Annotated in this window: 11 protein-coding genes; 3 read left to right on the top strand and 8 right to left on the bottom strand. The window is 67.7% G+C overall.

Translation table 11 applies throughout. The annotated features are described in order from the left end of the window. Nucleotides 1–6 precede the first annotated feature (6 nt). Nucleotides 7–1,149 (bottom strand): mandelate racemase/muconate lactonizing enzyme family protein, encoded by a 1,143-nt coding sequence (locus tag MKL11_RS31535; protein WP_243951042.1) that lies wholly within the window; start codon nt 1,147–1,149, stop codon nt 7–9. 56 nt (nt 1,150–1,205) lie between these two features. Continuing rightward, nucleotides 1,206–2,171 (bottom strand): Bug family tripartite tricarboxylate transporter substrate binding protein, encoded by a 966-nt coding sequence (locus MKL11_RS31530; RefSeq protein ID WP_243951040.1) that lies wholly within the window; start codon nt 2,169–2,171, stop codon nt 1,206–1,208. A 134-nt stretch (nt 2,172–2,305) separates the two neighbouring features. Between MKL11_RS31530 and MKL11_RS31525 the strand changes: the two genes are divergently transcribed. Then, complete coding sequence (locus tag MKL11_RS31525) at nt 2,306–3,034, top strand: GntR family transcriptional regulator (RefSeq protein ID WP_243951038.1); 729 nt, start codon at nt 2,306–2,308, stop codon at nt 3,032–3,034. Between the two features lie 17 nt (nt 3,035–3,051). Here the strand turns inward: MKL11_RS31525 and MKL11_RS31520 are convergent, their stop codons facing one another. Beyond that, a complete protein-coding gene (locus MKL11_RS31520; RefSeq protein WP_243951036.1) occupies nt 3,052–4,161 on the bottom strand; it encodes an enolase C-terminal domain-like protein in 1,110 nt (369 codons plus the stop codon). A 131-nt stretch (nt 4,162–4,292) separates the two neighbouring features. Between MKL11_RS31520 and MKL11_RS31515 the strand changes: the two genes are divergently transcribed. Together MKL11_RS31515 and MKL11_RS31510 are read left to right on the top strand one after the other, a co-directional pair. Further along, nucleotides 4,293–5,648, top strand: a complete 1,356-nt coding sequence (locus MKL11_RS31515) for an MFS transporter (protein WP_243951034.1) — start codon at nt 4,293–4,295, stop codon at nt 5,646–5,648. Between the two features lie 396 nt (nt 5,649–6,044). Continuing rightward, entirely contained in the window at nt 6,045–7,307 is a 1,263-nt protein-coding gene (locus MKL11_RS31510) for an SPFH domain-containing protein (RefSeq protein WP_243951032.1), read from the top strand. Nucleotides 7,308–7,483: 176 nt separating this feature from the next. Here MKL11_RS31510 and MKL11_RS31505 read toward each other — a convergent pair whose 3' ends face one another. The 5 genes from MKL11_RS31505 to MKL11_RS31485 form a co-directional block, all read right to left on the bottom strand. Beyond that, nucleotides 7,484–8,452 (bottom strand): zinc-binding dehydrogenase, encoded by a 969-nt coding sequence (locus MKL11_RS31505; RefSeq protein WP_243951079.1) that lies wholly within the window; start codon nt 8,450–8,452, stop codon nt 7,484–7,486. A gap of 229 nt (nt 8,453–8,681) precedes the next feature. Then, a complete protein-coding gene (locus tag MKL11_RS31500; RefSeq protein WP_243951030.1) occupies nt 8,682–10,028 on the bottom strand; it encodes an MFS transporter in 1,347 nt (448 codons plus the stop codon). Nucleotides 10,029–10,103: 75 nt separating this feature from the next. Next, nucleotides 10,104–10,787 carry a hypothetical protein gene (locus MKL11_RS31495; protein ID WP_243951027.1) on the bottom strand — a complete coding sequence of 228 codons (684 nt, stop codon included), beginning with the start codon at nt 10,785–10,787 and terminating at the stop codon, nt 10,104–10,106. Between the two features lie 214 nt (nt 10,788–11,001). Further along, complete coding sequence (locus tag MKL11_RS31490) at nt 11,002–12,381, bottom strand: MFS transporter (protein WP_243951025.1); 1,380 nt, start codon at nt 12,379–12,381, stop codon at nt 11,002–11,004. A 342-nt stretch (nt 12,382–12,723) separates the two neighbouring features. After that, nucleotides 12,724–13,755 carry a hypothetical protein gene (locus MKL11_RS31485; RefSeq protein ID WP_243951023.1) on the bottom strand — a complete coding sequence of 344 codons (1,032 nt, stop codon included), beginning with the start codon at nt 13,753–13,755 and terminating at the stop codon, nt 12,724–12,726. Between the last annotated feature and the right edge of the window lie 120 nt (nt 13,756–13,875).

Below are 13,875 nucleotides of genomic sequence, written 5' to 3'. Positions count from 1 at the left end.
CGTACCTCAGGCGGCGCGGTAGCGGTCGATCACGGCGCGGTCGACCTCCACGCCGAGCCCCGGCGCGGTGGGGACCGCGACCTTGCCGTCGACCTGCCGGATCGGCTCGAGGGCGAGGTGATCCCGGAAGGGGTTCTCCTCCTGCTCGAACTCGAGCATCGGCGGGACCGGGAACAGGCACGGCGGCTGATCGGGGATCGAGGCGAGGAAGTGGATGGTCGCGGCCAATCCCACCACCGAGCCCCAGGCGTGGGGCACGCACTCGACGCCGTGCGCCGTCGCCATCGCGGCGATCTTCTTGCACTCGGTGATGCCGCCGGCCGCGCACACGTCCGGCTGGACGATGTCCATCGCCTTGCGCGTGATCGCGTCGCGGAAGCCCCAGCGGGTGAACTCGTTCTCGCCGCCGGCCACCGCGATGTCGAGGGCGCGGGTGACCTCGACGTAGCCGTCGAGGTCCTCCGGCGAGATCGGCTCCTCGAACCACTCGATGCCGAGTTCCTCGAGCCGTCGCCCCATGCGGATGGCGGTCGGCACCGACAGGGAGTGATTAGCGTCGACCATGAGGCGGATGTCCGGGCCGACCGCCTCGCGAACCGCCGCGACGCGGGCGATGTCGCGCTCGATCGAGCCGAGGCCGATCTTCATCTTCACGGCCTTGAAGCCGGCCTCGACGTAGCCGCGTGCCTCCTCGACCGCCTCCTCGACGAGGCGGTCCATGTCGGTGAAGTACAGGCCGGTCGCGTAGGCGTCGACGCTGGTGCGGAAGGCGCCGCCGATGAGCTTGTGCACCGGCTTGCCGACGCTCTTGCCGATGATGTCCCACAGCGCGATGTCGATGCCGCTGATCGCGGCGATCGACATGCCCTTCGGTCCGTAATCCTTGATCCGATTGTAGAGATCCTCCCAGACGACCTCGACGTCGAACGGGTCCTGACCGATCACCCGGGGCGCGAGCTGCGTGTCGATGAACGCCTTGGCGACCGCAGGCGGGCCGTAGCACTCGCCCCAGCCGACGATCCCGTCGCTGGTCTCGATCTCCACGAGGCAGGTGCCGCGGGTCCTGTACAGCCAGCCGCGCGAGGAGGTGAACGGCCGTTTGATCGGCGTGGTCACGACATGGCAGGTGATGGTCTTGATCTTGGTCACGGTGTCCGTCCCGGTCGTTGATCAGATTATGCGAGGACTTGGTGCGGCGCGCCGGCTCAGGATTTGAAGACCTTCTCGGCCACGACCTTGATCGACTGCTCGACCCGATCGACTTCGGCGGTCAGCGCGTCGCCGGTCAGCGGCGCGATCAGGAAGGCGTTGCGCTCGGCGAAGTCCTTGAAGCGCTGGTCCCCGATCGCGGCGGTAAACCCGTCGATCAGCCTGGCGCGGACCTCCGGCGGTAGCTTGGCGGGGGCGACCACGTAGGCCATCTGCTCGACCGGGCCGAACGGGAACACGTCGTAGCCACGCTCCTTGAAGGTCGGCACGTCGGGAAATTGCCGGAGGCGCGCGTCGGCGAACACGCCGAGCGCGCGCACGAGGCCCTGCTGCAATTGACCGAGCGACTCCGCGGGCTTGAGCACCGCAGCCTGGATCTGTCCGCCGGCGAGGTCGGTGATGACCTTGGCCCCGCCCGTGTACGGCGCGTTGATGTAATTGACCCCCGCCGCCTGGGCGGTCATCGCGGCGAAGATGTGGTTGAGGTTGTAGTTGCCCGGCGTGCCGATCGACACGCTGCCCGGGTTCTTCTTCATGTGAGCGAGAAAATCGTCGAGGGTCTGGTAGGGGCTCGACCCGGGGACGAGGAGCATCAGCGGGTCGATCGAGACCCGGGCGATGTGCGTGAACTGGCCGCTTTTGAGGGGCGTCTTGCCCTCGGCCATGTAGGCGAGCGTCGAGCTCGTCCCCATGCCGAGCGTGTAGCCATCCGGGTTCGCCGTCGCCACGCGCCGCATCCCGATCGCGCCGGTCGCGCCGGGCTGGTTCTCGACGATGATCGTGATGCCGCGCTCCTTGAGCAGCGGCTGCAGCCCGCGCGCCAGGATGTCGTTCGAGCCACCCGCGTTCCAGGGCACCACGAAGGTGATCTCGCGCGCCGGGAAGCCCGACTGCGCCAGTGCGGTCCGTGCGCCGAGAGCCCCCAGAGCGAGGCTTCCGACGAGGCTGCGGCGGGTCAGCATGGCGTTCCTCCCGTCTTCGTTGTTTGTTATAACGATGGAAGTCGGCTAGGATGTCAAGCGTGGTCGAACCCGTTCTCGCTGATCCCTCTAGATCCGCGAAGGGCAGGTTTCTTAAGGGGCGGGGGCAAACGCCGTTGAGACAGGTCGAGCGACTGCCACTCTGGGATCAGGCCTACGCGGAACTGCGAACGGCCATGCTCGGCGGACGGTTCGGGCCGGGTGAGCGGATCCTCCTGCGCGAGGTGGCGGCCGAACTCGGCATCAGCCTCACGCCGGTCCGCGACGCGGTCAATCGGCTGATCGCCGAGCACGTGCTCGAGCGCGGCAGCTCTGGCCAGGGCGGCGGCGCCGTGGTCCCGCGCATGGACGTGGAGCGCTTCGACGAGTTGCTGACGATCCGCTGCGACCTCGAGGGTCGGGCCGCAGCCCGCGCGGCCGAACGCGCCGCACCGGGCGAGCTCGGCGTCCTCGACGATCTGCTCGCCGAGATGAAATCCCTCATCCGGGACCAGAACCTCGACACGTATCTCGACCTGCACCGGCGCTTCCACTTCGAGCTCTACGCCCTGGCGCGCATGCCCATTTTGGAGGGGCTGATCGAGAATATCTGGCTGAGGTGCGGTCCGGTCCTGACCTACGTCATTCCCGACTACGTGCTGCAGGAGAAGGGCAGCGATCTGCATACCGCCGCGCTGTCGGCCCTGCGCACCGGCGATGCTGACGCGGCGGCCACGGCGATCCGGCAGGATATCCGCGAGGCGGGCCGCTACATCTCCGGGCTCGCGGACGCTGCCGGTCTCATCGCCGACCCGGCCGCGCGACACCGGTCGCGGGCGCGAAAGGCGTCTCTCGCGGCGCCATGACCGGGATGGTCGCGCCCTTACGCGAGAACGGCCTTCGTCTGAGCGCGAATGAGATCGCTGTCGATCTCCGCGCCGAGGCCAGACCCCGTCGGCGCGTACACCATGCCGCTGGCATCGACCACGATGTCCTCGGCAAGCCCATACTTCTGTGCCGCATCCGGCAGCAGTACTTCAAAGAACTCGGTGTTGCGGATCGCCATGATGACGTGGAGGTTGGCGACGTTGTTGAGCGAGTTGCCGCCGTGGTGGACCTCGAAGTTCATCCCGAACGCTTCCGCGAGGTGGGCCGCCTTGACGAGCGTGGTGATGCCGCCCTTCACGGCCACGTCGCCGCGCAGGAAATCGGTGGCCCGCTGCAGGATCCAGGGCGCATAGGCATCGAAGCCGGCCTGCGGATACTCGGTCGCCATGATCGGGACGTCGAGCTTGGCCTTGAGCTTGACGTAGCCGTAGAGATCCGAGTCTGCGAGCGGATCCTCGTACCAGTAGTATCCCGCCGCCTCGATCACGCGACCGACCCGCAGCGCCTGCTCGTAGGAATACCCCCAGCAGGCGTCGAGCATCAGCGTGAAGCCGTCACCCATCCCGGCACGCACCGCCTCGCAGATCGCGATGTCCTCGCGCCAGATCTGAGGCGGGTGGATCTTGTAGGCGCTCCATCCGGCCTCGCGGTACGCGTGCGCCTGCTCGACGTAGGCGGCGGCCGAGTCGAGGATCTGCGAGCTGGCGTAGGCGGGTATCCGGTCGCGATAGGTGCCGATGAGCCGGTGGATCGGCAGTCCGGCGACCTTGCCGGCGAGGTCCCACAGGGCGACGTCGAGCGCTCCGATCGTCCGGACGGAAGCGGCGCGCACACGCGCCCACAGCTCCTGGTTCAGGCGCTCGCGGTCGAGGGGATCGCGCCCCATGAGCACCGGCTTGAGCACCCGCACGAGAAGCGGTGCGTCGAGATCGGCCGGTCCGTAAGCCGAGCCGAGGAAGGCATGCCCCTCGACGCCCTCATCGGTGTGGATCGTGACGAGCCCGAGCTGGCTGCTGCCCACCGCACGCGCCGTGCGCCCGGAGTAGCGCGTCGGCGGGATATCGTCCCAGCCGAACAGGGTGACCGTGACATCTCGTATGCGCATGGCGTCGCCTCCGGCCCGGGGCCACCGCGGATGCGGCCTTCGCTCTCCGGCGCGTTCGGGCCATCGCCTTTCTAAAGCCGCCGCGACCAGCGCGTCGAGACGCTGGCCGGCCCAAAGACTGGGAGGAAACCGTGAGCAACCCGTCGACGACGGCTGACCCGATCGGCCGTGAAGCTCTGCGCAGGATCAGCCTGCGGTTGCTGCCATTTCTGGCGCTGAGCTATCTCGCCAACTACATCGACCGGGTCAACGCAGGCTTTGCCGCCCTGCAGATGAACCGGGAGGTCGGGCTGACGGCGAGCGCCTTCGGCTTCGGCGGCGGTATGTTCTTCATCGCATACCTGTTGTTCGAGGTGCCGAGCAATCTCGCGATGGTCCGGGTCGGGGCGCGGCTGTGGCTCGCGCGGATCATGATCACGTGGGGGCTGGTCTCCGGGGCGATGGCGCTGACGTCGGGGCCGGTCTCGTTTTGCGTGCTGCGCTTTCTACTGGGCGCGGCGGAGGCCGGCTTCGTGCCCGGCGTGATCCTCTACCTGATGCAGTGGTTCCCGGCCCGGGAGCGGGCACGGGTCATCGGCCTGTTCATGGTCGCGAGCCCCGTGGCTGGCATCGTCGGCTCGCCCATCTCGGCGGCGCTGCTCGGGTTTGATGGCTGGCTCGGCCTCTCGGGCTGGCAGTGGCTGTTCATCGTCGAGGCGATGCCCGCCGTGGTGATCGGCCTCGTCGGCCTCGTCTGGCTGACCGACACGCCGGCGCAGGCAGGCTGGCTCGAGCCAGAGCACAAGGACTGGCTCGCGGGCCGCCTCGCCGTCGACGCGGCCGCGCGGACCAGCATCGAGAAGACCTCCGTCTGGGCGGTAATGGGCGACCGCACCGTCCTGGTGCTGTCGTTGATCTACGCGGGCCAAGCCACCGCCAACGCCGGCCTATCGTTGTGGCAACCGCAATTCCTGAAGTCGTTCGGCCTCTCGACGACGGAGGTCGGCCTCGTGAACGCGATCCCGTTCGCGGTCGCCGCGCTAGCGATGTACGCGGGCGGCCGGAGTTCCGACCAGCGCGACGAGCGCGTCTGGCACACAGCCGTCCCGACCGCACTGACGACGCTGGGCTTATGCCTCTGCCTCGTCCTGCACGGATTGGCCCCGACCGTGCTGTTGCTGTGCCTCGCCCTGTTCGGCGTCTCGGCGTCGCGCGGCCCCTTCTGGGCACTCGCGACCGAGTGGCTGTCCACGCGCGCGGCTGTCGCGGGGATCGCTCAGATCAACGCGGTGGGCACCGGGGCGAGCTTCTTCACGAGTTGGGCGACCGGGGCGATCAAGGATGCGACCGGGAGCTGGCCCCTGGCGCTCCTGCCGCTCGCCGGCGTGACCGCGACGGCCACGGCCGCGGTTATCCTGCTCGGACGACCGAGGCCGTCGGTCGAGGCTTCATCGGACCGATCCGAGCCGCGCAGGAACCCGACGACGCCCAGGGCGGTCGAGCCGTAAGCATCGCCCGCACGCTGCGTGGCAGGGGATTCGGAGTTGTAGACTGTCGATCCGCGCGTCAACTCGACCGCACCAGGGTGTCACGAGACCAAGTCGCCCGCCTCGTCGAGATCACGGCCGGTCTCGGACGGGGAGGATCTCGACGAGGCGCCGCGGTCGGTTCGTGACAGATCTGGCGACGATACCCATGCGCCGGGCTCGGCAGCGCGTCCAAGCCCGGCCGGCGCGATGCCTCCGGTCGAGATGAGTGCCCTGGAACGACGCACCACGCGCGTGGTTCCATGCCGCGGTCGCTCGGCTCCCGGCTCAGCTTCGCGAAGAAGACCCTGACATGAGCCGGCGCGAACACTGATATCGCCGGCGCCCGTCATGGGCATCGAACCATCGAGACTGACAATGTCTACGCTCATCCGCGCCGGGCTCTCGCTCGGCGCTGTCGCCGCCTTCACCGGCTTGCCCCGGCTCGCCTCGATCGAGGCCGGTATGATCGCGGGCCGCGCCGCCGTCGAGCAACTGTCCGACAGTGAGGCCGCCCCCCTTAGGACGCAGATCGCGTCCGACCTAGCCGGCGGCGCTACGCTGCCGTTCCTGGCGCTGCTCGCCGTCCTCGCGCTGATCTGGCTCGTACCTGATCGTCGCGCACCGCTCGTCGTACTTCTCTTCGGACTCGGCGCCGCGGCCGCACCCGAGCCCGCGCGCGCCTACTTCAGCAAGTACGACTACGGCGAGTACATCGAGATACTGCCGAACCAATCGGCATTCGTGATCCCCGAGAGCGGCGACACGAAGACCACACAGGCGCAGTTCGGCTCGGAGCGATTCCTGTCCGAGAGCAAGGTCGCGGCCAAGCGCGTGCAGATCCCGCACACCAAGCTGCCGAACACCGGCACGCTCTCGGACTACTACGTGCCGGCCGCGCGCCTGATCATTGTCGACCGCACGCCGGTGTCGCGCGAGTGGACGACCTCGGCCAACCGCGGCACATCGAGCACCGACCAGGGCTTCCGGTTCGAGACGGCGGACTCGATCGGTCTCTCGACCTCTGTCGTCATCTCGGCCTTCGTGAAGGAGGAGGACGCGGCCAAGTTCCTGTACTGGTTCGGCAGCAAGCCGGCGGCCCAGGACACGGACGAGGCGCGCTTCGCCTCGGTGCTCTACGGCCGCTCGCTCGCCGAGGTGGTCGACGGCAACGTTCACCGCACCGTGCAGGCCGCGTTGGCCCGCGAATTCGGTCGCCGCTCGACGGACGACGCCATCCACCAGAAGGCCGAGATCATGGCCGCTGTCGAGAAGGCGGTGATCGACCAGTTCGCGCCGATGGGCATCACGGTGACGACGCTGGGCTTCGCCGACGAACTAAGCTTCGAGAACGCGGCAATCCAGGCAGCCATCGACGACACCTTCATGGCCAACAAGCGGGCGCAGTCGGCCCAGGCGCAGCTCGCCACGCTGCCGATTCAGGAGCGGATCCTCGACCTGGAGATCCGCCGCTCGGACGCGCAGGCACGCCAGACGCTGGCCGGGCGCTGGAACGGCAACGCGTCGGGCTTCCTGCCATCGTGGGTGGTGATCCCGAGCGACGTTCTCAGCGCCGTCCGCAGTTGGTTCAGCGCCGCCGAATCGAAGCCAGCGCTCCCGGCCGCAGTACCGAAAGGCTGAGATCGAGGCGACCGCGCCCCGTTCGATCAGCGCGCGGTCGCCGCCGCCTCTTGCCGGCAGAAGGGCGATCGGGACGACCGGGGTCTCCCCGGCGACGCGACGCGCCGCGATCCGGCCGAGAAGCGACCGCTCTTTGCCAGACCGGCGGGGGTAGGTTCGACGCTAGAGACAGGGCGTCAGACGTTCAGAACGATCTTCCCGAAATGCTCGTTCTTTTTCATGCGCACGAGCGCAGCCGGAGCCTCAGCCAGGGCATATCGACTGTCGATCGGCAAACTGAACCGCCCCTCCGCGACCGCAGCCCACAGATCCGCTCGGACGCGCTCGGTGATCGCGCGCTGCTCCTCAATCGACCGCGTGCGGTTGGTCACTCCGATGTAACTGATGCGCTTCGTGGCGTGCAGGTCGAAGTCGAACTCACCCCGGCTTCCGCCGAGCCGACCGACGTTGACAATGCGTCCGAGCACGGCCGCAGCCTGCAGGTTGCCGTTTACCACCGGCGCGGAGACCTGATCGATGATTACGTCGACGCCCCGCCCACCGGTCGCCTCGCGCACCTGCTCGGGCCAAGTCGGGTCATTGGTGTCGATCGCTAGCGTGGCGCCGAAAGCGGACAGGCGCGCGCGGTGCTCGGAACTTCGCGACGTGCCGATCACGACCGAAGCCTTCCGCCAGCGGGCGATCTGAAGCCCCATCAGCCCGACGCCGGAACTCGCCCCCTGGATCAGCACTGTTTCACCCTGCTGCAGGTGCGCTTGCGTGATGAGGGCATCATGCATGGTCTGCAGCGCGACCGGCAGGGTCGCGGCCGTGTCGAACGGCATGCCAGCGGGCAGGGGAAGGGTTCGTCCGTGATCCGCCACAGCATACTCCGCGTAGGCGCCGGCGCCGGAGCACATGACGCGATCGCCGGGATGGAAGTCGTTCACGGCCGTGCCAACCGCCACAACCTCACCGGCCCACTCCAGCCCCGGGATAGGGCCAGGACCGCCGGTCGAGCTGTGCGGCTGCCCCGCGGCGACGGCCAGATCGGCACGGTTGAGGGCAGTCGCCCTGACCCTGACGAGCACCTCCGTCGGCGCCGGCGACGGGGTGTCGATCTCGGCGAGGCTCGGCCCCGCCGGTCCAGCGACGATGGCCTTCATTCGGGCGTCGGCCCGGGGGAGGGGGCGCTCCTGGCCCAGGGCCGTTCGAGCCGGGATGAACTGCGCGGCCGCGCCTGCCAGGAGTAGGCGTCGATCGATGTCCATTGAGCTCTCCTGCCGTTCCTCCGCTCGCTGTCCAGCGGCATCGGGCCGTGAAGGCTGCGTATGCGGCAGATCCCGCGCGTGTGCCTCAGGTACGGCGACGCATCGGGGATCCGTGATGCGGCCTTCACTGCTTGCCATCCCGCCCGACTGCTTGTCGAGATCCCCACGGGCGGCTCGGATCATCACTGCTCGTCGGCGACGGTTCGCTGATGCTCCCCAACTCCACACCGGTGGTCTCAGGCAGCGCGAGAGTCGCGGCGAAGGCCACCGCGTAGGCGCTCAGCGCACACAGGCCCATCGCCGTGCCGAGGGGAGCGGTCGCGGCGATGAGGCCGACCAGCGCCGGCATCATCGAGCCGAACCCCCGCCCGCCACCAAGGCATAAACCCTGGGCGCCCCCCCGCACGGCGGTCTCGAACAGCTCGGCGAAGGTCGGCGTCATGCCCGACGCTAGGGCGTTCTGGCAGGCGCCGAGCGCGAAGCTCAGACCGATGAGCAGGCCGAGGCCCGGCGCGGCGAACACGTACAGGCCGACATTGAGGGCTTGAAGGACCAGGAACGCGCGGAAGGCCGCACGGCGCCCGACCCGATCGGCCATCTGGCCGTAGAGTAGGGGGCCGACCAGCGAGCCGGCGATGTTCGCAGCAAGGTAACCCGCGCTGGTCGCGGTCGAGAAGCCGAGGGCGGTCCGCAGGTAGGTGGGCAACCAGATGATCATCACATAATTGCCGCCGAAGATGCCCGTCGACAGGGTCGCGGCCATGAGCGTCGTCCGCCGATGCGCACCCGTGAAGATCCGCCAGACCGCGTCGGGTCTACCGGCACGGCCGGCCGTCTCGGCGCTCTCGGCGCTCTCGGCATACAAGCCGGATTCCGGCACGAACCGGCGGATGAGGAACACCGCCGCAGCCGGCACGAGCCCGATCGCGAAGAACACGCGCCAGCCGAACTCCTGCGGGAACAGGCTGGCTATGACCGGGAACAGCGCCACAGCGGCCGCGTAGCCGACAGCGTAGCCGCTGCTGACCGCGGACGCGACGCGACCGCGCAGTGCGGGCCGAACCACCTCGCTGATCAGGGTGGCCCCGACCGCCGCCTCACCGCCGTAGCCCATGCCCTGGCCGAAGCGCAGCAGGGCCAACGGCGCAAATCCGGTCGCGAACGCGGAGCCGAAGGTGCACAGCGCGACCCACAGGATAGTCCATTGCAAGACCCGGATCCGACCGATCCGGTCCGCTGCCACGCCGGCGCCCCAGCCCCCCACAGCCGCGCCCACCAAGGCCGCGGTCGCGAGGTAACCCGCCTCGGGCCGCGTGAGGCCAAGCGTGGCGATCAGGGCCGGGATCACCAGCGCGTAGATGCTGCTGTCCATGGAATCGAGGCCGAACCCGGCAAAGCAGGCCCAGAACGTCCGGCGCTCAGTCGCATCCAGTTGGCCGTACCAGCCGAGCGTTGCCGGTCGTTTCCGCAAGGGCCCTCCCGCCGTCTCTTCAGGCCGCCTCACGCGCAACGCGCCCAGGTCGTCCACGGTGAGTTCGATGTCGTCTCAGCTTGGTCTGCCCGGTCCAACCTCTCCCGCGAGTAGAGCGCCGCACTCCGATACGACCTCCCGAAGACCCGCCGCGCGTAGGGCATTCCACATCATGCCCGAGGCCGCGGAGATCACGGGCTTGCCGATGTCGCGCTCCAGTGCGGCCATCGTCGCGAGGGTGGGCATCCCGACGCCGCTCAATACCAGCGCCTCGGCGTCGGGATGATCCACGAGACGGCCGAGGCCGTAGGCCCGCTCCGCCGTCTCGTCGTAGATGTTGCGCACGCCCGGCAGATTGCCGTGACTGACGACGGCGAAGCCGTGCTCCTCGAGCAGCGCCTTGCCCTGCAGGGTCGCCTCCATAGCGTAGGGCGTGCCGAAGGCGATGGAGCGGATGCCGAGGTGCTGAAGCCCAGCTACGACGCTCCCGAAGGCGGTGATGAAGCGCGTGGCGTAGCGCTGCTCCATCCGAGCGACGAGGGCGGCTTCCTCGGACTGCCCGAGCGTGTAGCTGGTCGCGGTGTGCGCCAGAACGACGACCTTCGGCTTGACCATGCAGAGCAAGGCCATGTTCGCATCGAGGCCGGCGATCTGCTCGCGGTTGCGTGCATCTTGGCCCGCGAGGCTGCCGGTCTCGCCGGTCGCATTCATCCGGGTGTAGTGAACCGAGACGCCAGCCACGGCGGCGAGAGCGCCCATCTCGACTTCGACCGTCGGATTGCCGGGAGGAATCAAGAAACCGAGGCGCGCCCGCCATCCCATCATGTCTGTTCTCCTTCCTGCCCTATGCCGGACCGGATCGCGCGGCCTGTCGCGCTGTCATCCCGCTGAGTTGATTCACGGTGGAGTGTGAATCAGTAGAGAGCGGGTCCGGCTGCTGAGAAGGCGACCGTATTGCCAACCGGCAAGGAGCTTATGACCTCACGGCAAGACGCAGGAAACTCACCACGCTTGCAAATCCGGCAAAGGCACAGCCAATACCCATGGCGAGTGCCGGCCCGTGTGTTCCCGCAACTGCGAAGCACGCAGCGACGAGAGCAGCACCTAAGGTTTGGCCGAGAAGTCGTGCCGTGGCGACGATGCCGCTCGCCCCACCCGAGCGGGTTGGTGGCGCGCTTGTCATGATGGCACGTAAGTTCGGGGCCTGGAAGAAGCCGAATCCAGCCCCGCAAATCGCCATTCGCCAGATAAAGTTTGTGATGCTGGGATCCGCGGGCAGCACCGCTAGCAGACCCATTCCGATCGCGAGGGCAGCAAGCCCTACTCCGCCGAGCATACCCGGGGCATATCGATCCGAGAGGCGTCCGGCGACAGGGGCCAATAACGCGACCACCACTGGCCATGGCGTCATCAGGAAGCCGGTCTCGACCTGCGTGCGGCCAAGCGTGTGCTGGAACAGGAAAGGCAGCGAGACGAAGGCGAGACCCTGCGCTGCGAAGGCACAAACCGCAGTCAAAGCTGATAGCGCGAAAAGTGGGCGCTTCAGGAGATCGGCAGCCAACATCGGCGCCGGGTGGTTCCTTTGGCGGCGGAGAAGTAAGGCGCCGCAGAGAAACGCGCCACCGATCTCCGTCAGGACGTGCCAGAGCGGTTTTTCGTGTGCCGCCTCGCCCAATCCAAGCACGAGCAAAGCAAACGCGGCAGCGTTCAGTAACGCGCCCATTACGTCGAAGCTATGCCCCGAACGTCCTGTATCGGGCAATGCTATCCAAGCCAGGACAAGGGCACCGAGGCCGATCGGCACGTTGATGGCGAACAGCCAGGGCCAAGGCGCAGTCAGCAGGATCAGTGATGCCACGGTCGGCCCCACCGCGAAACCGACGCCGACGACGAAGGCGTTGAGCCCGACACCGCGGCCAAGTTGATGCGCGGGATAGATGAAGCGGATCAGTGCGATGTTGACCGCCATCAGCGCGCTCGCTCCGACACCCTGCAGCGCACGCGCGGCGATGAGTGTCGGCAGAGACCAAGCCAAGGCACAGACGAGTGAGGCGCCCGTGAACAGGACTAAGCCAGCGACGTAGATCCGCTGTTGTCCGACGATCTCGCCCAACGCCGCGATCGGCAGCAGCGTCGCCACCACCGAGAGTTGGTAGGCGTTCACGATCCAGATCGCAGCGCCAGGATCAACACCGAGGTCAGCGGCGATGGTGGGAAGCGCTGTGTTGGCGATGGCGGTGTCGAGCGTGGCGAGCGCCACCCCGGTGAGGACAGCTACCATCGCTTGGCTGCGCTGAATCGATGGCAGTCCATCGCGACCGGTCGCAGTGAGCCTTGGAGGCGTAACGGACATCGGGAGGAGTTCTCGCGCCTTGAACCGACCGCTGATTGCGTCCTCGGCGGCGCCTTAGCAATCGCTCAGCTTCTACATCTCTGCGTGATCGTGATCGGGGGGCTAGATGAAAGGCTTCGTTTTTCGGCAGAATAGCCGCCGGGACGCGGATGTCAGATACAGGCCAGCGCCGAACTGGTCCTACCGGCGGAGAATTTCTGTCGAACGGTATGGAGCAAGGGATCACGGCCACTTTTTCGCGGCAAGTCCGGCCAGCACGGATAGCGCCACGCCTCTACGGCAGCGCGGTAGCCCATGAGCGTCCGTGTACACGCCGAGTATCTGGATCGATGCTTGGTTTGGCTATCTCATGCTGGGCGAAGTTGAAGCCTCGAACCGACGCACGAGTTCTGCAAGGCTCGTCGAGGGCCGGCGGTAGCTCACGATCATCACATCGAGATCCGCGTCAACATTAAGCTGGCAGGCCCGTAGCAAGGCCTCATCGATCCAAGCGTCCGCGTTGCCGAACGCACCGCCGCCGAGCCGGGTCAGCAGCACGCGCGGTGAGCCGCCGCGAGTTGCGTTTAGTACACCTGTCAGCAACGTCGCCTCGTAGGCCGCTTCCAACACCAGCCGCGCGAACGGCGCCCAGGCCGCGGCCGGGACATCCGAGTAGGCCACCGGAAGCGCCGAGCAGAACACCTGGGTGACCAGCGGGCCGGGAGCCTGCCCCTCCGTTACCTCGACGTCCCAATGCACGCCGATCTGCAGCAGCCCGCGCAACGTGTCACGCGTCGCGTCGTCGGCGTCCGTCAGCAACGTGCTAATCGCCGCAAGGCCGGACGCGGTCGCGAGCGCGTAGCCGTTTCGCATGCGCCAGAGTGTGGACACCCGCGTGCCCAGGCGCTCTGCCAACTCACGGCCGAGGTCGGCCAGACCATCGAGTTGCCGGTCCGCTGTCTGGCCGATCGCGCCCTCCAGCGGCACGAGGTAGTTGCGGTAGATCGTGGCTGCGCCCGCTGCCATAGCGCAGGCCGGCCCTTGGGTCCCGTCATGTTCATAGCCGGTCACCCCGTCCTCGGGCGTAATGCCCTCGTGAACCATCTCCAGCATGTTGAACTGCGAGGCGACCTGGAACAGGGCACCGCGGTTCTCCGGCAGCCGGTGCATCCTGCGGACGTCACCCTCAGCGATCGACAGCCTCAAGCGGCCCGGTAGGGTGGCCGCGTGGGCGCGGGCCCGCAGCTCGTACAGGCTGAGCAGTTCGAAGGCACCGACAGCGTAGCTGCGCTGTGTCCCGCTCGACCGCAGCCGCCCATCGACGACAGACAGCCGAGCTTGCGTCTCGGCGTAGCCTCCCTCGGGAAAGCCGGTGAGGCGCTCGAACCAGTCCATGAAATGGCCTCTCAGCGCTGTGAAACCGACACGAAGCCAGCGACCGAGCGAGGCCTGGCCGGGTTCGGGAGAACGCTTGGTCCACAGATGTATGTGAGCCGCGCCCTCTTCGCCCACATG

Source organism: Methylobacterium sp. J-077 (assembly GCF_022829365.1).
Lineage (GTDB): Bacteria > Pseudomonadota > Alphaproteobacteria > Rhizobiales > Beijerinckiaceae > Methylobacterium.
Note: the sequence above shows the minus strand (reverse complement) of the source record. Positions and strands in the feature narration are given on the sequence as shown.

What these genes read in the sequence shown, in the direction of transcription:
- MKL11_RS31510 (WP_243951032.1), top strand. Translation starts at nt 6,045, where the DNA reads ATGTCTACGCTCATCCGCGCCGGGCTCTCGCTCGGCGCTGTCGCCGCC.
- MKL11_RS31495 (WP_243951027.1), bottom strand. Translation starts at nt 10,787, where the DNA reads ATGGGCGCTCTCGCCGCCGTGGCTGGCGTCTCGGTTCACTACACCCGG.
- MKL11_RS31490 (WP_243951025.1), bottom strand. Translation starts at nt 12,381, where the DNA reads ATGTCCGTTACGCCTCCAAGGCTCACTGCGACCGGTCGCGATGGACTG.
- MKL11_RS31520 (WP_243951036.1), bottom strand. Translation starts at nt 4,161, where the DNA reads ATGCGCATACGAGATGTCACGGTCACCCTGTTCGGCTGGGACGATATC.
- MKL11_RS31505 (WP_243951079.1), bottom strand. Translation starts at nt 8,452, where the DNA reads ATGAAGGCCATCGTCGCTGGACCGGCGGGGCCGAGCCTCGCCGAGATC.
- MKL11_RS31530 (WP_243951040.1), bottom strand. Translation starts at nt 2,171, where the DNA reads ATGCTGACCCGCCGCAGCCTCGTCGGAAGCCTCGCTCTGGGGGCTCTC.
- MKL11_RS31485 (WP_243951023.1), bottom strand. Translation starts at nt 13,755, where the DNA reads ATGGACTGGTTCGAGCGCCTCACCGGCTTTCCCGAGGGAGGCTACGCC.